The sequence below is a fragment of the Sphingomonas sp. CARO-RG-8B-R24-01 genome, from assembly GCF_022662295.1.
In the GTDB taxonomy this organism is placed as follows: domain Bacteria; phylum Pseudomonadota; class Alphaproteobacteria; order Sphingomonadales; family Sphingomonadaceae; genus Sphingomonas.
Genome location: NZ_JAKNQI010000008.1, coordinates 198,526 through 216,634 on the forward strand (window position 1 = coordinate 198,526; position 18,109 = coordinate 216,634).

Annotated in this window: 20 protein-coding genes; 14 read left to right on the forward strand and 6 right to left on the reverse strand. The window is 66.3% G+C overall.

From position 1 onward, the window contains the following. Positions 1 to 102 precede the first annotated feature (102 nt). From L8G49_RS16275 to L8G49_RS16285, 3 genes are all read left to right on the forward strand, one after another. The gene (locus L8G49_RS16275; RefSeq protein ID WP_242186779.1) at positions 103 to 1,623 is read left to right on the forward strand and encodes a fumarate hydratase; all 1,521 of its coding nucleotides are present in this window, start codon (positions 103 to 105) and stop codon (positions 1,621 to 1,623) included. A 187-nt stretch (positions 1,624 to 1,810) separates the two neighbouring features. Next, positions 1,811 to 2,095: a GIY-YIG nuclease family protein gene (locus tag L8G49_RS16280; protein ID WP_242186831.1), complete on the forward strand. Its 285-nt coding sequence runs from the start codon at positions 1,811 to 1,813 to the stop codon at positions 2,093 to 2,095. Between the two features lie 174 nt (positions 2,096 to 2,269). Further along, positions 2,270 to 3,430, forward strand: coding sequence for an MBL fold metallo-hydrolase (locus L8G49_RS16285; protein ID WP_242186780.1), 1,161 nt, complete (start codon positions 2,270 to 2,272; stop codon positions 3,428 to 3,430). Positions 3,431 to 3,607: 177 nt separating this feature from the next. On the opposite strand, the gene L8G49_RS16290 is transcribed toward L8G49_RS16285, so the two are convergent. Further along, entirely contained in the window at positions 3,608 to 4,141 is a 534-nt protein-coding gene (locus L8G49_RS16290; protein WP_242186781.1) for a DUF3617 family protein, read from the reverse strand. Positions 4,142 to 4,222: 81 nt separating this feature from the next. Here L8G49_RS16290 and uvrB point away from each other — a divergent pair, with 81 nt between their 5' ends. The 3 genes from uvrB to L8G49_RS16305 all read left to right on the forward strand — a co-directional run bounded on the left by uvrB (position 4,223) and on the right by L8G49_RS16305 (position 7,141). Continuing rightward, positions 4,223 to 6,430 carry an excinuclease ABC subunit UvrB gene (uvrB, locus tag L8G49_RS16295; RefSeq protein ID WP_242186782.1) on the forward strand — a complete coding sequence of 736 codons (2,208 nt, stop codon included), beginning with the start codon at positions 4,223 to 4,225 and terminating at the stop codon, positions 6,428 to 6,430. A 137-nt stretch (positions 6,431 to 6,567) separates the two neighbouring features. Beyond that, entirely contained in the window at positions 6,568 to 6,849 is a 282-nt protein-coding gene (locus tag L8G49_RS16300) for a type II toxin-antitoxin system RelE/ParE family toxin (RefSeq protein ID WP_242186832.1), read from the forward strand. Next, the gene (locus L8G49_RS16305) at positions 6,821 to 7,141 is read left to right on the forward strand and encodes a HigA family addiction module antitoxin (protein WP_347272076.1); all 321 of its coding nucleotides are present in this window, start codon (positions 6,821 to 6,823) and stop codon (positions 7,139 to 7,141) included. Before L8G49_RS16300 ends, L8G49_RS16305 begins: the two co-directional genes overlap by 29 nt. On the opposite strand, the gene L8G49_RS16310 is transcribed toward L8G49_RS16305, so the two are convergent. Continuing rightward, positions 7,138 to 7,506 (reverse strand): PRC-barrel domain-containing protein, encoded by a 369-nt coding sequence (locus L8G49_RS16310; protein ID WP_242138419.1) that lies wholly within the window; start codon positions 7,504 to 7,506, stop codon positions 7,138 to 7,140. The genes L8G49_RS16305 and L8G49_RS16310 overlap by 4 nt on opposite strands. A gap of 142 nt (positions 7,507 to 7,648) precedes the next feature. On the opposite strand from L8G49_RS16310, the gene L8G49_RS16315 reads away from it, so the two are divergent. Beyond that, positions 7,649 to 8,182, forward strand: a complete 534-nt coding sequence (locus L8G49_RS16315; RefSeq protein WP_242186783.1) for a hypothetical protein — start codon at positions 7,649 to 7,651, stop codon at positions 8,180 to 8,182. A 485-nt stretch (positions 8,183 to 8,667) separates the two neighbouring features. Continuing rightward, on the forward strand, positions 8,668 to 10,242 hold the full coding sequence (locus tag L8G49_RS16320) for an amidase (RefSeq protein ID WP_242186833.1): 1,575 nt from the start codon (positions 8,668 to 8,670) through the stop codon (positions 10,240 to 10,242). Positions 10,243 to 10,338: 96 nt separating this feature from the next. On the opposite strand, the gene L8G49_RS16325 is transcribed toward L8G49_RS16320, so the two are convergent. Next, a complete protein-coding gene (locus L8G49_RS16325; RefSeq protein WP_242138421.1) occupies positions 10,339 to 10,791 on the reverse strand; it encodes a DUF2721 domain-containing protein in 453 nt (150 codons plus the stop codon). 74 nt (positions 10,792 to 10,865) lie between these two features. On the opposite strand from L8G49_RS16325, the gene L8G49_RS16330 reads away from it, so the two are divergent. Next, a complete protein-coding gene (locus L8G49_RS16330) occupies positions 10,866 to 11,138 on the forward strand; it encodes a UvrB/UvrC motif-containing protein (protein ID WP_242138422.1) in 273 nt (90 codons plus the stop codon). Between the two features lie 42 nt (positions 11,139 to 11,180). Here L8G49_RS16330 and L8G49_RS16335 read toward each other — a convergent pair whose 3' ends face one another. Beyond that, positions 11,181 to 11,861, reverse strand: coding sequence for a tRNA (guanine(46)-N(7))-methyltransferase TrmB (locus tag L8G49_RS16335; protein ID WP_242186784.1), 681 nt, complete (start codon positions 11,859 to 11,861; stop codon positions 11,181 to 11,183). Positions 11,862 to 11,944: 83 nt separating this feature from the next. Between L8G49_RS16335 and L8G49_RS16340 the strand changes: the two genes are divergently transcribed. From L8G49_RS16340 to L8G49_RS16350, 3 genes are all read left to right on the forward strand, one after another. Beyond that, positions 11,945 to 12,766, forward strand: a complete 822-nt coding sequence (locus L8G49_RS16340) for a formate/nitrite transporter family protein (RefSeq protein ID WP_242138424.1) — start codon at positions 11,945 to 11,947, stop codon at positions 12,764 to 12,766. 73 nt (positions 12,767 to 12,839) lie between these two features. Further along, on the forward strand, positions 12,840 to 13,436 hold the full coding sequence (locus L8G49_RS16345; RefSeq protein WP_242186785.1) for a phosphatase PAP2 family protein: 597 nt from the start codon (positions 12,840 to 12,842) through the stop codon (positions 13,434 to 13,436). A gap of 130 nt (positions 13,437 to 13,566) precedes the next feature. Further along, positions 13,567 to 14,205 carry a hypothetical protein gene (locus L8G49_RS16350; protein ID WP_242138426.1) on the forward strand — a complete coding sequence of 213 codons (639 nt, stop codon included), beginning with the start codon at positions 13,567 to 13,569 and terminating at the stop codon, positions 14,203 to 14,205. 56 nt (positions 14,206 to 14,261) lie between these two features. On the opposite strand, the gene metK is transcribed toward L8G49_RS16350, so the two are convergent. Next, on the reverse strand, positions 14,262 to 15,479 hold the full coding sequence (gene metK / locus L8G49_RS16355) for a methionine adenosyltransferase (RefSeq protein ID WP_242186786.1): 1,218 nt from the start codon (positions 15,477 to 15,479) through the stop codon (positions 14,262 to 14,264). A gap of 73 nt (positions 15,480 to 15,552) precedes the next feature. After that, positions 15,553 to 17,082 carry an apolipoprotein N-acyltransferase gene (lnt, locus tag L8G49_RS16360; protein WP_242186787.1) on the reverse strand — a complete coding sequence of 510 codons (1,530 nt, stop codon included), beginning with the start codon at positions 17,080 to 17,082 and terminating at the stop codon, positions 15,553 to 15,555. A gap of 269 nt (positions 17,083 to 17,351) precedes the next feature. On the opposite strand from lnt, the gene L8G49_RS16365 reads away from it, so the two are divergent. Further along, positions 17,352 to 17,768 carry a VOC family protein gene (locus L8G49_RS16365; RefSeq protein ID WP_242186788.1) on the forward strand — a complete coding sequence of 139 codons (417 nt, stop codon included), beginning with the start codon at positions 17,352 to 17,354 and terminating at the stop codon, positions 17,766 to 17,768. A 25-nt stretch (positions 17,769 to 17,793) separates the two neighbouring features. Next, the gene (locus L8G49_RS16370) at positions 17,794 to 18,096 is read left to right on the forward strand and encodes a polyhydroxyalkanoic acid system family protein (protein WP_010218730.1); all 303 of its coding nucleotides are present in this window, start codon (positions 17,794 to 17,796) and stop codon (positions 18,094 to 18,096) included. The last annotated feature ends 13 nt before the right edge of the window (positions 18,097 to 18,109 follow it).

Below are 18,109 nucleotides of genomic sequence, written 5' to 3' on the forward strand. Positions count from 1 at the left end.
CTTGCAGGAGGTGGTTAACGAAGTCGGTCGCGCGGCGCGGGCGGCTTGGCGACGGGCTTTTCGCGGCATAAGGCTGGGCAAACGCCAGTACGGGAAGCGCTTATGTCCACGATTATCCGCGAAGCCGACCTGATCGAAAGCGTCGCCGACGCGCTGCAATTCATCAGTTTCTATCACCCGATGGATTATATCCGCGCGCTCGGCGCGGCCTATGAGGCGGAGCAGGGCCCCGCCGCGAAAGACGCGATCGCGCAGATCCTGACCAACTCGCGGATGTGCGCCGAAGGGCATCGCCCGATCTGCCAGGATACGGGAATCGTCAACGTCTTCGTCAAATGGGGGATGGACTGCCGGCTCGACGACACCAGCCGCTCGCTCCAGCAAGTCGTCGACGAGGGCGTGCGGCTTGCGTACCTCAACCCCGAGAACAAGCTGCGCGCATCGATCCTCGCGGACCCCGCCTTCACCCGCCGCAACACCAAGGACAATACGCCGTCGGTGCTCCACGTCGAAATGGTGCCGGGATCGCGCGTCTCGGTCGACGTCGCGGCGAAGGGCGGCGGGAGCGAGAACAAGTCCAAGTTCAAGATGATGAACCCGAGCGATTCGATCGTCGACTGGGTGCTCGAGATGCTCCCGCAGATGGGCGCAGGCTGGTGCCCGCCGGGGATGCTCGGCATCGGCATCGGCGGGACCGCGGAACATTGCATGCTGCTCGCCAAGCAGGCGCTGATGGAGCCGATCGACATGGGGCCCCTGAAAGCCCGTGGCCCGAAGACCGACATCGAGGCGTTGCGGATCGAGATCTTCGACAAAGTCAACGCGCTCGGCATCGGCGCGCAGGGGCTGGGCGGGCTGTCGACCATCCTCGACGTCAAGATCATGGACGCGCCGTGCCACGCCGCGGGCAAGCCGGTCGCGATGATCCCCAATTGCGCCGCGACGCGCCACGCGCATTTCACGCTCGACGGCAGCGGGCCGGCGTATCTCGAGACGCCGAAGCTCGACGAGTGGCCCGACGTCCACTGGGTGCCCGACCAGGCCGCGATCCGCGTCGATCTCGACACGCTGACGCCGGCCGACGTGCAGGGCTGGAAGCAGGGCGACCGGCTGCTGCTCAACGGCAAGATGCTGACGGGCCGCGATGCCGCGCACAAGCGGATCAAGGACATGCTCGACGCGGGCGAGCCGCTGCCGGTCGAGTTCAAGGGCCGCGTGATCTATTATGTCGGGCCGGTCGATCCGGTCGGAGAGGAAGTGGTCGGCCCGGCTGGCCCCACCACCGCGACGCGGATGGACAAGTTCACGCGGATGATGCTCGACCAGGGGCTGCTCGCAATGGTCGGCAAGGCCGAGCGCGGGCCCGATGCGACCAAGGCGATCGCCGAGGGCAAGAGCGCCTATCTGATGGCGGTCGGCGGGGCGGCGTATCTCGTCGCGCGCGCGATCAAGGGTTCGAAGGTCGTCGGGTTCGAGGATCTCGGCATGGAGGCGATCTACGAGTTCGAGGTGGTCGATTTCCCGGTGACGGTCGCGGTCGATTCGTCAGGCGCAAACGTCCACCAGCTCGCGCCGCTGGTGTGGAAGGAGAAGATCGCGCGGGAGGGGTTGTTGCCGGCGTGATGCCTTGGCTGGGCAGGGACGGTTTTCGGTAATCTCGTCACCCCGGCGAAGGCCGGGGCCGCCACGTTATGGTTTGGCTCCCTCGATCACATGTCATCCGCGACAACCTCGCGGCCCCGGCCTTCGCCGGGGTGACGGGGATAGGGAGAAGCGGTAAAACCCGACCATGGCATCGCGGGGGCGGGGCGTGGGGGGCTATACCTATATCATGACCAATCGGCCGTTCGGTGTGCTGTACATCGGCGTCACGGCAGACCTGTTGCGGATTCAGGCGCATCGGGAGGGGCGGGGGGCTGCATTCGCCATGAAGTGGGACTGTAAACGGCTCGTGCTGGTCGAGGTGCACGACCGGATCGAGGATGCGATCCTCCGGGAGAAGCGGCTGAAAGACTGGAATCGGGCCTGGAAATTGCGGCTGATCGCCGAAGCCAATCCGAACTGGGATGATCTGTGGGATACGCTGCACAAATGACCGTCACCCCGGCGAAGGCCGGCGCCGCCATGTTGACTCGGACGATGTGTGATCGAGGTCGCGAACCATAACGTGGCGGCCCCGGCCTTCGCCGGGGTGACGGATCGACCAAGCCTGGCGATAGTTAGGGACTGCACTTCATCATCCCGCCCCTCCCTTTGCAAAGGCCTGCCCTTGACCCTTCGAAGCGCCGCGAAAAGCATCGGCACGGCCCTTCTTTGGATCGTCATCCTGCTGTGCCTCGCGCTGACGATCGTACCGCGCTTTCTCGACGCGCGTTATTATCGCGGCGCGGCGGGCGGGCATTTCGACGGGCAGCGTTTCTATAATCCGGACGGCGAGCAGGACGAGATGGCCGGCAACCGCGCCGGCTTCCTGTGGCGTTACCTGACGGGCAGCGACGGACGCCCGAAATGGCCCGACCACGTCGCAATCCATCCGGTCGCACCGCCGCAGCGTGTCGCGGGGCAGGCGATGGTCGCGACCTGGGTCGGGCATGCGACGGTGCTGGTCCAGACGCAGGGGCTCAACATCCTGACCGATCCGGTGTGGAGCAAGACCGCGGGTCCGCTCGGCATCGGGCCGGCGCGGGTCGCCAAACCGGGGATCGCGTTCGGAAAGCTGCCGAAGATCGATGTCGTGCTGATCAGTCACGATCATTACGACCATCTCGATCTCGCGACGCTCAAACGGCTGTGGACGCGCGATCATCCGCTGATCGTCACCAGCCTGGGTAATGACAGCGTGATCCGGCAAGCGGGCGTTCCGTCGCATGCGCTCGACTGGGGCGGGCGGATTGCGGTCAAGCCCGGGGTCGACGTGATCGTGACGCGCAACCATCACTGGGGCAGCCGCTGGTTCGGGGATCGCAACCGCGCCTTGTGGTCGGCGTTCGTGGTGCGGTTGGCGGGCGGCAACGTGTTTTTCGCGGGCGATACCGGGCCGGGTGACCTGACCTGGGCGAATGCGGCGGCAAGCTATGGGCCGGTGCGGCTCGCGCTGCTCCCGATCGGCGCGTTCCGCTTCGCGCCGGGGCAGATGGTGTCGGGGAGCCATATCGGGCCGATCGACGCTGCCGAAGTCTATCGCCGGTTGGGCGCGTCGACGGGGATCGGGATCCACTGGGGGACGTTCCATCTGTCGTCCGAAGCGTATGATACGCCGCCGCGGTTGCTCGCGGGGGTGACACGGGCGGCGGGGGTGCTGGGGTTCGGGACGGTGCCGCTTGGGGAACCTCGGGTGATTGCGCCGTATGTTGGGCGTGTGCCTGTTGCTCCGATCGACCGGATCGAGATTGTCGAGCGTCTGCCGGCGGCGGTGCGGACGTTGCCCTGACGTCTTGTTTTCTAGCGAAGGCGAGCCCCCTCCCGTCCCCCCGGCGAAGGCCGGGGCCACCATGTTGCGTGGCGTGCCCGGCGATACAGCATTCCGTCGTCCCGCCGCGCCAGGCTAACCGGACGGCCCCGGCCTTCGCCGGGGTGACGGAGGGGGGGGGCGCCGTTCGTGTCCGTGTCAGTTCTTCACCGCCGGGGTCGCCGGCGGCGTAATGTCACCGGCCTTGCACGGTCCGCTGCGGACGGCGTGGACGCGCATTTCCATCACGCCTTCCGCCACGCCCTTGGCGTCGAAGCCTTCCGACTTCATCGTCATGTCGCGGTCGCCGGTCGCGTTGGTGCCGGTGACGCTGAGCTTGACCGTCCCGCCGCCCTCCTGCGGGCAGACCGCGCTGAGCCCGACCGTCGCGCCGGTCTCGTCGCGTTTGCCGATCTTGCAGTTCTTCCCGCGCGGGCCGATCTGCTCCATCGTCTGTGCGAGATCCTCCTTGGCGGCCGCCTCGGGGGTCAGGCAGATCGCCATGCCCGCCATCGCGTCGAACATCGCTTGCATCTGCGCCTTGACCTGCGGTGTCGCGCCCTTGCCCTCGAGACGGAGGATCTGGACCTTTTGCGTCCAGCTGCCGGGTTCACGCTTGATCACCTGCTCGGGCGAGCACGCCGCGACCGCGAGGATCGGGAGCGCGAGCGTCGCTATACGATGAAGCGTCATGCAATTTCCCCGATGCGCCGTACGCGACACGCGGCCGGGCACGATTGTCTGTTGCCGCATCCCTTCCCATATTGCTGCGTGATGGCAATCCAGATTCGCACCACGCTCGATGAACCCGAAACCGGGGTCAGCTTCGTCCCCCACCGTCCGGCGCGTCCGCCCAAGGCGGAAGGGGGCAAAAAGTTCAAGCTCGTCTCGGACTATACCGCGGCGGGCGACCAGCCAACCGCGATCGCCGAGCTCGTCGCGCAGACCGAGGCGGGCGAGCGCGACCAGGTGCTGCTGGGTGTCACGGGTTCGGGCAAGACCTTCACCATGGCGAAGGTGATCGAGGCGGTGCAGCGCCCCGCGCTGATCCTCGCGCCCAACAAGATCCTCGCGGCGCAGCTTTACGGGGAAATGAAGTCGTTCTTCCCGGAGAATGCGGTCGAGTATTTCGTCAGTTACTATGATTACTATCAGCCCGAGGCCTATGTCGCACGGTCGGACACGTATATCGAGAAGGAAAGCTCGACCAACGAGGCGATCGACCGGATGCGCCATGCCGCGACCCGCTCGCTGCTCGAGCGTGACGACGTGATCATCGTCGCGTCGGTGTCGTGCCTGTACGGCATCGGTTCGGTCGAGACCTATTCGGCGATGATCTTCGACCTCAAGAAGGGCCAGACCGTCGACCAGCGCGAGATCGTGCGCAAGCTCGTCGCGCTCCAGTACAAGCGTAACGACGCGGCGTTCCAGCGCGGCAATTTCCGCGTGCGCGGCGATGCGCTCGAGATCTTCCCCTCGCATTATGACGACACCGCGTGGCGCGTGTCGTTCTTCGGCGACGAGATCGAGGATATCGTCGAGTTCGATCCGCTGACCGGCAAGAAGGTCGCGAGCCTCGGTTACATCCGCATCTACGCCAATTCGCACTATGTGACGCCGGGGCCGACGCTCAAGCAGGCGATGGAAGCGATCAAGTTCGAGCTGCAGGAGCGGCTCAAGGAGCTGGTGCCCGAGGGCAAGCTGCTCGAGGCGCAGCGGCTTGAGCAACGCACTAATTTCGATCTCGAGATGATCGCGGCGACCGGGTCCTGCGCGGGGATCGAGAATTACTCGCGCTTCCTGACCGGACGGATGCCGGGCGAGCCGCCACCCACTTTGTTCGAATATCTGCCTGAGAATTCGTTGCTGTTCGTCGACGAGAGCCACCAGACGATCGGCCAGATCAACGGCATGTCGCGCGGCGATCACCGCCGCAAACTGACGCTCGCCGAATATGGTTTTCGTCTGCCCTCGGCGATCGACAACCGGCCTTTGCGCTTCAACGAATGGGAGGCGATGCGCCCGCAGACGACCTATGTCTCGGCGACGCCAGGCGCATGGGAAATGGAGCAGACCGGCGGCGTGTTCGCCGAGCAGGTCATTCGCCCAACCGGGCTGATCGACCCTCCCATCGAGATCAAGCCGGTCGAGGAACAGGTGCAGGACCTGATCGTCGAGGCGCGCAAGACCGCCGAGCTCGGCTATCGTACCCTTGTGACGACGCTGACCAAGCGCATGGCGGAGGATCTGACCGAGTTCATGCACGAGGCGGGCCTGCGCGTCCGCTACATGCACAGCGACGTCGAGACGCTTGAGCGTATCGAGCTGATCCGCGACTTGCGTCTTGGCGTGTACGACGTGCTGATCGGGATCAACCTGTTGCGCGAGGGGCTCGATATTCCCGAGTGCGGGCTGGTCGCGATCCTCGATGCGGACAAGGAAGGCTTCCTGCGCTCCGAAACCTCGCTGATCCAGACGATCGGTCGCGCGGCGCGCAACGTCGACGGGCGCGTGATCCTGTATGCCGACCGCATCACCGGCTCGATGGAGCGCGCGATGAACGAGACCGAGCGCCGTCGCGAAAAGCAGCGCGCGTATAACGAGGAACACGGCATCACGCCGACGACGATCAAGCGCAACATCGGCGACATCATCCAGGACGTGTCGAGCCGCGATCAGGTCACCGTGGAAATCGACGAGGACCGGCCGCACATGGTCGGCCACAACCTGCGCGCGTATATCGAGGATCTCGAGAAGAAGATGCGCGCGGCGGCGGCGGATCTGGAGTTCGAGACCGCCGGGCGGCTGCGCGACGAGATCCGGCAGCTCGAGCAGGAAGAGCTCGGGCTTCCGGTCGAGCAGCAGAAGTTGCCGATCATGGGGCGCTCGAACGAGGGCAAGCCGGGGACGCGCAAGACGCGCTATGGCAAGAGCCAGAAGATGCGGGCTGGAATGGCGGGGAGTTCGCGACGGGCGCGGTGATTAGAGGGTTCGAAGTTCGCGCGAAGTCGACGGTTGCCACGGATGACGCGGCGTAAGATCGCTTGCGAGGCTATCGAACGGACCCTTATAAACGAAATCTTGGCGTGAGTTTTGCCGTGTCCGACGGAGACGACGCCATGATAAGAACTTTCGCTTCAGCTGATGCCGAGCGTATATGGAACCGGGAATTCAGCCGCCGACTGCCGTCCGAGATTCAGCTACGAGCCATGCGCCGTTTGACGCTGCTAGATTCTGCGAATTCGTTGGAAGAACTTGGAAATCTACGCGGAAACCGGCTGCATCGCCTTACCGGCGATCGCGCCGGGCAGCATTCCATTTCCATCAATGACCAATGGCGTATATGCTTCGTCTGGAAGAACGGAGACGCATATGACGTCGCAATCGTTGACTATCACTGATCCGGACTGGCTTGAAAACGAACACGCCGGGCAATTGCTGGTAAGCGAATTTTTGGAGCCCGAAGCGCTCAGCGTTGAAAGGCTGGCCACTGCTATCGAGGTAAGCCCGGAGCGGATCACCGCCGTGATAGACGGTACGTGCCCGATGGACGCAGAATTGGACCTGCGTCTCGCGCGCTATTTCAGGATGTCCGAAGGATTCTTCCTGCGATTGCAAGATCGCTACGAAATCGTCGAGGCCAAGCGCGCCCTCAATGGCGCGCTTGACCGGATCGTCCCCCGCGCGGCTTAACCGACCGAAAGGTCCTCGCTCGCCACGTCGTAATATTTCGACACGCGATCGGCATAGGCCTGGTCGAATGCCGGTGCGTTGCTGGCCCAGCTCGGGCCGCCTTCAAGGACGCGGCGGTCGATCGTCACGATATAGGTGTCGTTGACCGGGTCGAACTGGAGCAGCGAGAAGGGCAGCGGGTAGAACGCCTTGCCCATGCCCAGGAAGCCGCCGATCGTCAGCACCGCGTAGATCGTCTGGCCGCTGCGCTTGTTGACCATCAACGAGAAGACCGAACCGATCTTGTCGCCGTCGCGGCTGCGCACCTGCATGGTGTCGCTCTTGTTGGACTGGAGCAGCAGCTGGGTCGGTTCGGTTTGTGACATGGATCAATCCCTACAGTTCGCGGGCGTAACGGCGCTAGGGTGCTCCCGGTTCCGCGTGGCTTTGAGGTTGGACGGGTTGAAAACGCGGGGCGGCGCGGGCGTTGCGGTTGAGCGGGCGGCGCGCATCGCGCATAGACCGCGGATGCGTAACACTATCCCCTTGGTTGCACTGGTGGTTCTCGCGGGGTGCGTGGCCAAGCCCGTCGCGCCGCGCCCGGCGCCGGCACCCGTCGCCCGACCCGCCGTGGTTCCCCGTCCCGTGCCGCCAGCCAGCACCGACTGGCGCGACTGGCCGGTCACGACGGGCGATTGGGTGTATCGCCAGGAGCAGGGCGGATCGACTGCGCTGTTCGGGGCGACCGGCGCCAACGCCGTGCTGACCCTGCACTGCGACGCGGCGAGCGGAACACTCTATCTGTCGCGGCAAGGGGCGGGCGGTACGCCGCTCACCGTGCGGACGTCGTCGATCGCGCGAAGCTTGCCGGTCCAGCCGACCAGCGCAGGGCCACTTGGCGCGCCCGCGTATGTCGCCGCCCGCCTGACTGCGCGGGATCCGTTGCTCGACGCGATGGTGTTCAGTCGTGGGCGTTTTATCGTGGAACAGGCGGGCGCTGCGACGCTGGTCGTGCCCGCCTGGGCCGAAATCGCACGGGTCACGGAGGATTGCCGTCGCTGATCGGATGCCGCTGCGGGCATGCTTCGGGCAGGCGGAGGAGAATCGGTGATTCTCGCGAACATTACAAGACTTGTTTCGCAAAAATATATGATTCAAACACGAGTCGTGACCACCGCAGGTCACGCCGTTTCAACTAGCGAAAGGAGGTGATCCGATGTCTCATGGTTCAGCAAAGGGGTCGGTTCAGTTCGTTCGGGGGACGCACCGCTAGGCCTTTGGGGGAAACCCCTTCGATCGTGGGCACGGGGGGTATCTTCCCCCAGACAACGTAGCCGCCGCATCGAGGTACTAGTGGTTCGCATGGTCTCCCAAGCTGGAGCTTCCGGCCGCTGACCATGTCAGGAGGTTGCCGGGGTGTCGTGAAGACCCCCGGCAGCCTCTTTTCATTTCTGGCGCGGCACTGCGCGACAGCCGCTTGTTGTGCGGCAGACAATCCAGCATGATCAGCCTCTTCGAAGATCAAGAGGGGATGACGGGCAATGAGGATGCGGGCGGTAGTCGCGGCGTTGGTGATGAGTCCGGCGGCGCTGCCGGCGCAGCAGCCGGGCCCCATCATCGAGGAACAGTCGATCGACGCGCTGCGGGCGCAGATGGCGCAGGGGGCGAGCAGCGTCGCCATCACCCAAGCCTATCTCGCCAGAATTGCCGCGATCGACCGGACCGGCCCGACGCTGCGCGCGGTCATCGCGACCAACCCCGATGCGCTCGCCCAGGCGAAGGCAAGCGACGCCCGCCGCAGGGCCGGCAAGCCGCTCGGCCCGCTCGATGGTATCCCGGTCCTGATCAAGGACAATATCGAAACCAAGGATCCGATCGCGACGACCGCGGGCAGCCTTGCGCTCAAGGACAATGTCACCGGCCGGGATGCGCCGGTGGTGGCCGCCCTGCGCCGGCAGGGCGCAGTAATCCTCGGCAAGACCAACCTCAGCGAATGGGCCAACATTCGCTCGACCCATTCGATCAGCGGGTGGAGCGCGGTCGGAGGGCTGGTGCGCAACCCCTATGCGCTCGACCGGACGTCGTGCGGCTCGTCGAGCGGATCGGGCGCGGCGGTCGCGGCGAGCCTCGCGGCCGTCGCGATCGGGACCGAGACCGACGGGTCGGTCGTCTGCCCATCGTCGATGAACGGGCTGGTCGGCCTGAAGCCGACGCTCGGCATGGTCAGCCGGACGCATGTCGTCCCGATCAGCCATAGCCAGGATACGCCCGGCCCGATGGCCCGGAGCGTGCGCGACGCGGCGCTGCTGTTCAACGCGATGGTCGGGGTCGATCCGGACGACGCGGCGACCCGCGAGAGCAAGGCGCACATTCACGATTTCGTCGCGCCGCTCGCCACCGCGTCGTTATCGGGCGTCCGCGTTGCCGTGCTCCGCCCCGACATGCCCGAGATGCTGAGGACGCGCTATGAAGCCTCGCTGGCGGTGCTGAAGGCACAGGGCGCGGTGCTGGTCGATGTCGACAGCCCGAAGCTCGATGGGCTGGGCGATGCCGAATCGCTGGTGCTGCAGACCGAACTCAAGGCGGATCTCGACGCCTATCTCACGACGACGCCGAAAACGGTCCAGACCCGGACGCTGGACCAGGTGATCGCGTTCGACTCCGCCAATGCCGCCACCGAAATGCCGTTCTTCCTGCAGGAGACGTTCCTTGCGGCCGCCAAGACGCGGGGGTTGGCCGACGCCGAATATCTCGGCGCGCGAGCCAAGTCGCTGCGACTGTCGCGGACCGAGGGGATCGACGCGCTGCTCGCCAAGGCGCAGGCCACGCTGATCGTCGCCCCGACTTACGGCATGCCGTGGCTGTCCGACACGGTCTATGGCGACACATTCAACGGACCGAGCGCAAGCGAACTACCGGCGATCTCGGGCTATCCGCATCTGACCGTGCCGATGGGCCTGGTGCGTGGGGTTCCGGTCGGGTTGTCGTTCATTGCGACGCGCTGGGGCGACCAGACCGTGCTCAACGCGGGCTATGTGTTCGAACAGGCGGCCAAGGCGCGCGTCGCGCCGCGCTATCTTGCGACAACCGATGCCGGGCCGGGGCTGGCCGGCACGCGGTAGGGCGCTGCGGGGGGACCGCGCCGACCGGTGTGCGGCCAAGCGGCGGCCAACCCGATCCGTCCGTTCGTCCGCTTCCAACGGGCAACGGTGCGGTCCTTACTTCTCCAGCAGTTCCGGCCGGATGTGGATCGCGATCAGCGACATCCGCACTTCGAACAGAAACGAGATGAGCGACGCGATCAGCAAGCCCATCGCAAGGATGAACGACACCGCGACCATCGTCCCGATATGCAGCTTCACCAGTTCGGCCACGAACAGCAGCGCCACCACCAGGCACGTCATCACCGCGCTGGACACCGCGAGCACCAGGGCTGCGTTGATGACGATCATCCGTCGGTCGAGCAACCGCAACTCCCACACGTGACGGTCGTGCTCGGGGCCCTGCGAGGCAGGGTGCAGCGCCTCCAGCGCGCGCGCGCGATCGACGACGCGCGACAGGCGCCCGGCCAGCACGTTGAGCAACGCACCGATACCGGCGAGCATGAACACGGGGGAGAGCGAGAGCTGGATCGTCTGGGCGATCGTGGTGACGGCGGGATAGGGATTCATCCGGGCCGTTGTGCGCAATGCGGTGCGCCGACGCAACCCGGGGAGCGGATGCGGGCGTCCGGCGTTGAAGGAGGATGAGCGAGCTCGAGGACCTTCAGGAACAAATGGAAGCGGCGGCCGCCGCACTTGATTTCGAAGAGGCGCGGCGGTTGCGCGACCGGATCAGCCTGGTGCGCGGCGGGGCGGATACGCAGGACGCGGCAGACGCGGATACGGCGGGGCTGGTGCGGCAACAACCCGGCGCGATGGGGCTAGGGTCGAGCCAGCAGCGCATGACCCCGCCCGAGGGGTGGACACCACCGCCCAAGCCGGACTTGATGACGAAGGGGCGGTCGCGCAAGCGGTAGCGGGCGTTCTGCAGGAACGTGGCCGGGGCCGCCCGATTGGGATCAGACCCGCAGATACCGGAAGTACCAGACCTCACGCCCCTGCCGCCGCGCCTTGCGTTCGTAGCGCGTCTCGGGCCAGTCGTCGGGACGGATCAGGAAATCGGCGGGACCCTGCGCGGTCCACTCGAAGTCGCGGCGCTGCCCCATCACCATCATCGCCCAGCGGCAATAGGTCGGGTCGTCGGTGCCGAGCCGGAACTCGCAGCCGGGCTTGAGCTTCGCCGCGATCAGATCGAGCGGGCCGTGGTTGACCATCCGACGCTTGGCATGGCGCGCCTTGCGCCACGGATCGGGGTGCAACAGATACAGGCGCGACAGCGATGAATCCGGGAGCCGCTCCACCACGTCGAGCGCGTCGCCCATGTGGATCCGAACGTTGTCGAGGCCATCGTCGCGGATATGCGCGAGCGCGCCAACCACGCCGTTGAGGAACGGTTCGCAGCCGATGAACCCGGTATCCGGTCGCATCCCCGCCTGCCCGGCGAGATGCTCGCCCGCGCCGAAGCCGATCTCGACCTCGAGCGGGCGGTCCGCGCCGAACAGCGTCGTCGCGTCGAGCGGGCCATCGGTCGGCACGCTGATCTGCGGAAGCAGCGTTTCGACCAGGTCGGCCTGGCCCAGCCGCAGTTTGTGGCCCTGGCGCCGGCCATAGAGGCGGCGTGTCGTCATCGGATCGGTCATCGGGCGGGCGTGTAGCGCGGGATGCGACGGGAGCAAAGTCCCGAGCCTGTCGTTACCCTGCGGCAACGAGGAAACGGACTATCATGGCGGACGCGAACCAGCAGGACGAAACGCAGGAGCAGGATGCCGGAAGCGTCGAGGAACTGAAGGCCGCCAATGCGCAGGAACTGCACCGTGCAGTGCGCGAGGAAGGGCAGGAGGAGCTCGAACGCCCGGTCAGCGCCCTGTTCTGGTCCGGGGTCGCGGCCGGGCTTGCGGTGACGGCGTCGCTGATCGCGGAGGGCGCGATCGCGTCGCACGTTCCACCAGGGCCGACGCGCCCGCTGCTGATCGCGCTCGGCTATCCGATCGGGTTCGTGATGGTGATTCTTGGGCGCATGCAGCTCTTTACCGAGAGTACCGTGACGGCGATGCTGCCGCTCGTCACGACACCGTCGTGGGATGCGCTAGGGCGCACGCTGCGGCTATGGGCGGTGGTGCTGCTCGCCAATTGCATCGGTACGGCGCTGTCGACCGGTGCATTTGCGGGGCTCGGCCTGGGGGATGCGTCGCTCGATGCCGGGATGATCGAGGTGTCGATGAAGATCACCGAACATGGCGTGCTCGAGACGTTCTTCAACGCCGTGCCCGCGGGGTTCCTGATCGCGATCGTCGCCTGGTCGCTACCCAACGCGCGCGAGCAGGCGTTCCTGGTGATCTTCGGGATCGTCTATGTCGTGGCAATCGGCGGCTTCAGCCATTCGGTCGTCGGATCGAGCGAGGCGTTCCTGTTGCTATGGACCGGCAAGATCGGGGTCGGCGGGGTGCTGTCGTTCCTCGTTCCCGCGGTGCTCGGCAATTTGTTCGGCGGGGCCGGGTTGTTCGCGGTGCTGGCGCATGCGCAGGTGCGCGAGCAAGGCGCGTGAGCGCGGCGATGGACCGAACCACGGGCTCGCCCGTTCGGTTTGGCACAGTCGGAGACGCAGGACGATGAGCACAATGAGCAAGGCCACGAAGAAGCTGGCGAAAGCCGATCGCAAGGCGACGCACGAGGCGGCGCAACACCGGGACCAGCCCGCCGTCAAGGCCCTCGGCAAGCTCAGCGAAGGCGCGGACCAGCCGCCGTTGCTGCTGCTCGGCGTGGGAACGATGGTGGTCGGCGCGGCGCTGCGCCAGCCGGTGATGCTGCGCACGGGCGCGCGCATGCTGGCGAGCGAGGTGGTGGCGACCGGCATCAAGTCGATCATCAAGCGCTCGGTCGATCGCACACGGCCCGCGAAGGCGATCGCCACGGGCAAGCACGACTTCAAGCCTGGCGACAGCAAGGATCACGACGAGAGCTCGTTCCCCTCGGGGCACACTGCGGGTGCCGTGGCGGTCGCGGGCGCGCTGGCGAAGGATGTGCCGGTGCTGGGCGTGCCGGCCTATGCGCTGGCCAGCGGGGTGGCAGCGGTGCAGATGCCGCGCGGGAAACATTATATCCTCGATACCGTCGCGGGGGCCGCCGTGGGCTTCGTCGCGCAGCGCGCGGCGAGCGCCGCCGTGCGGGTCGCGGAGGCGGCGCTGCTGGGAGCGCTCAAGCGACGGCGGCGGTAAGCGCGGCGTGCTGCGGCTGGCTGATGGCTGATGGCTGGAGCCATGATCCTAAAGCCGGGATTTACCATCTGCGCTAAGCCGGGTGCAACACCACGGCGCTAGCTTCCCCCTGAAGATGAAGGGGAATGTGATGAAAGCCAGTGTCTGGACGTGCGTCGTGCTCGCTGCTGTATCCCCGGTCGGTGCGGTGGCGCAGGACGTCGTGCAATGGTCCGCGCCAGTTGCCGCAACCGGGCGCACGGCTTACTTCCCGATGGGCACCGCGCTTCACCTGAAGACGCGGACCGAGCTGAATACCAAGGACAATCAGGCAGGCGACCGCTTCTACCTCGAAGTCGCGGAACCCGTGGTCTACCGAGGACAGGTGGTCGTTCCGGCGGGATCCCTCGCGGTCGGCGAAGTCATGCGGTCCGAAAAGAACGGGTATTTTGGCAAGCGCGGCCAGTTGGACGTCCGCCTGAACTACGTTCAGACACCGAGCGGGCCGGTGCGGCTCTCCGGCCGGGCCGCACGAAAGGGTCTCGACCAGGCCTTGCTCGCGATCGGCGGCGGCGTTGTGGTGGCGTGGCCGATGCTGTTCATTCACGGCACCAGCGGTCGCCTGCCGGCTGATACGCCGGTCGTCGCCTATCTGGCGGACGACATGCGGTTCACGCTGCAACCCGACAGCGAACAGGCGGTCGCGGCAATGGAAGATCGCTCCGGGCAAGCCGAACGGGTCTTGCCCGCGCGATTCGATCCGTCGGTGTTTTCCGGTAGTCCACGCTAGGCCGCGATCCGGCCTCGCAAGGTCTCGGGCGCGGCATGTGCCGCGCCCGATAGCGATCAGGCGACGGCGGCCTTGAGCGCGTCGACCAGATCGGTCTTTTCCCAGGTGAAGCCATCCGCATCGGGCTCGCGCCCGAAGTGGCCGTAGGCCGCGGTACGCTTGTAGATCGGCGCGTTGAGCTTGAGGTGCTCGCGGATGCCCTTGGGGGTCAGGCGGACGAGCTGCGGGAGCACTTCCTCGATCTTCGACTCAGGCACCGTGCCCGTGCCGTGCAGGTCGACATAAAGCGACAGCGGCTCGGCAATGCCGATCGCATAGCTCAGCTGGATCGTGCAGCGACGCGCAAGGCCCGCCGCGACGACGTTCTTCGCGAGATAGCGCGAGACATACGCTGCCGAGCGATCGACCTTGGTCGGATCCTTGCCCGAGAACGCGCCGCCGCCGTGCGGGGCAGCACCGCCGTAAGTGTCAACGATGATCTTGCGACCCGTCACGCCAGCATCGCCGTCCGGACCGCCGATCTCGAACGCACCGGTCGGGTTGATGTAGATCTTGGTCGCATCGGTCACGAACCCCTCGGGCAACGTGTCCTTCATCACGCCGGCGACGTAGCTGCGGAGTTCCTCGTACAGCGCCGGGTTGGCGTTGTCGCCCTGAAGGCAATAGCCCGCCTTGTGCTGGGTCGAGACGACCAGCGCGGTCGCGCGGACCGGCTTCTCGTCCTTGTACTCGAGCGTGACCTGGCTCTTGGCGTCGGGCTCGAGGAACGGTGCCGCACCCGAGTGCCGGTCTGCCGCCATCTGCTGCAGGATCTTGTGGCTGTAATAGAGCGTGGCGGGCATCAGGCCCGGGGTCTCGTCGGTCGCATAGCCGAACATGATACCCTGGTCGCCGGCACCCTCATCCTTGTTCGCGCCCTCGTCGACGCCCATCGCGATCTCGGCGGACTGGCCGTGGAGGTTGTTCTCGAAGCGGAAGTTCTCCCAGTGGAAGCCCGACTGCTCATAACCGATCTCGCGAACGGTGTTGCGCACGGCGTCCTCGATCTCCTCGAGCGCGCCATCAGCCCATGCGCCGTTCTCGTACACGCCCTTGCAGCGGATCTCGCCCGCGAGGACGACGAGGTTGGTCGTGGTCAGCGTCTCGCACGCGATGCGCGCCTGCGGGTCTTTGCTGAGGAACAGGTCGACGATGGTGTCCGAAATCTGGTCGGCGACCTTGTCGGGATGACCTTCCGAGACCGACTCGGAAGTGAAGAGAAACGATGCGCGCATTTAGTGAAACCCTCGTCTGGGCGCGGACCGGGGCGACCGGAACACGCATATAAAGCTTTCCTTATATGTGCTCCTATCGCGCCCGTCGGCGGATGGCAATTGCCGTTAGCGCCAGCAGGACCCCGCACAGGAGCGCCATCAGGTTGCCCATACGCGCGAACAGGGTGGGTGGTGCCGCCGCCGGGATCGGCAGTTCGATCGCGCCTTTCGTCTCCCACGGGATCGACGCGAGGACATGACCGCGCGCGTCGATGATCGCGGAAATGCCGGTCGGGGTCGCGCGGATGATCGGCAAGCCCTCCTCGATCGCGCGCATTCGCGCCTGCGCGAGATGCTGGGCGGGGCCCCAGCTGCCGTACCAGCTGTCGTTCGAGGGGTTGAAGATCAGCGCCGGACGATGCTTGCGGTCGACGATCGAACCCGAGAAGATCATCTCGTAACAGATCGCGAACCCGACCCGGCCGATGCCGGGAATGTCGAGCCCGTCCGGCCCCTTGCCCGGTGCGAAATCGAGGTCGCCGGGGACGAGCCGCGACAGGCCGATCGCGGACATCAGCGGGCGCGCGGGGAGATATTCGCCCCACGGCACGAGATGCGCCTTGTCGTAGCGGCCGATGATTTTGGCTTGCGCATCGATCGCGAAGATCGCGTTGGTCGCGGCGTTGACCTCGCCAGCCTTGTCGAAGGTCAGTGCGTTACCGCCGGTCAGCACGACATCGCGCGGGCCGAGCAGCGCGGCGATCCGCGAGCGCGTGACGAACGGCGCGCCGCGGAAGTAATATTGCGGGGGATAGCCATCCTCGGGGAGATAGCGCAGCGCGCCCTCGGGCCAGACGATCAGGCGCGGCGCGGCGTGCGGGGTGCCGCTGAGCCCCGCGAGCGCACGGAGGTTGGTCTCGGCATAATCCTCGCGCGGGCGCTGTTCCTGGTCGAGATCGGGCTGGACGACGCGGATGCGCGGCGCGTTGGCGAGCGGTGCGGGGGAGGTCGTCGGGTCGAACGCAGCCAGCGACAGCACGACGAGCACCCCACCGACCGCGACCGGAAAGCGCCACATCCGCCGGACCGCGAGCAGGATCGCGCCTGCGGCCAGCACCGCGATACCCGACAGCGCATAGGTCCCGAGCCAGGCGCCGCTCGCCGCGACCGGGGTCGGGAGCCAGAGTTCGGAGAGCGGGTTCCACGGATAGCCCGTCAACAGCGTACCGCGCAGATATTCGGTCGCGATCCAGGCGGTCGCGAAGATCAGCACGTAGGACGCGTCGAGCATTGGCTTGCGCAGCCGCCACGCGACCCCCGCCGCCGCCATCGGGAAGATCGCGAGATACAGCGACAGCAGGATCGGCGCGAAGAAACCGAGCGCATGCGGCATCGCGTCCTGGAAGCTGAAGGCCTTGGCGATCCAGTTGTTGCCGATCGAGAAATGCGCGACCCCGAACAGCCACCCGCGCCACAGCGCCGCACGCCGGGTGGGGGCCTGATGCACCAGCAGCATCCAAGCGGCGAAACAGCCGAGCGTGACCGGCCAGAGCGCAAGCGGCGCAAAGCCGACCGCAGCGATCCCGCCGAGGAGGAAGGAGAAGAGGGCGGGGCGCTGGGTCATGCGGTGGCTATCGCGTTATCGAGGTGGGGACGCAACGGGGGAGCGCGCGCCCTCGCAGTTTCCCTACTTGCGCTTCCCCTCTCTCCCTTTCCCCGGCGAAGGCCGGGGCCCAGGAGCGATGGCCGAGGTAACGAAGCGCAGCGGCCAGCAATCCTCCGCTCCTCTCCTGGGCCCCGGCCTTCGCCGGGGAAGTGGCATGATGTTGGCGGCTCGGGGTCAGCAGCCAGTCTGAACGTGACGCCCCCCACCCCCGCCGCTATCGTCCGCGCATGACCCGCCCCTTCCACCTCGCCTTTCCCGTCCACGATCTCGCCGCCGCGCGCGCCTTCTATGGCGGGACGCTCGGGTGCACAGAGGGGCGCAGTTCGGATCAGTGGATCGACTTCGATCTCTACGGCCACCAGATCGTCGCGCATCTCGACCCCGCCGCAAAGCCGGTCGCGGTGTCGAACGCGGTCGACGGGCACGCCGTCCCCGTGCCGCATTTCGGCGTCGTGCTGACGATGCCCGACTGGCACGCGCTCGCGGAGCGGCTGACCGCGGCGGGGACTCGCTTCGGGATCGAACCGCACACGCGCTTCGTCGGGCAGCCGGGCGAGCAGGCGACGATGTTCTTTTATGATCCCAGCGGCAACGCGCTCGAGTTCAAGGCGTTTGCCGACGACGCGATGATCTTCGCGCAGTGATACGCCGTCGCGTGAAGGACAGACCATGAGCGAACCGATTGTCGTCGATATCCCCCACAAGCTCGGCCTCGCCGCCGCGCGCGCGCGCGTTGATGGCGGGATCGGCAAGCTCGCGGGGATGTTCCCGGGCGGTGCCGCGGTCGATCATCGCTGGGAGGGGGACACGATGTTCTTCACCGTCGCGGCGATGGGGCAGCGCGTCGCGAGCCGGCTGACGGTGGCGGAGACGTCGGTCCGTGCCGAGGTCGACCTGCCGCCGTTCCTCGCGCTGTTCGCGGACAAGATCCGCGCGAAGCTGGCGAAGGAAGCGCCGAAGATGCTGGAGTAGCGCTGGTTGTAGG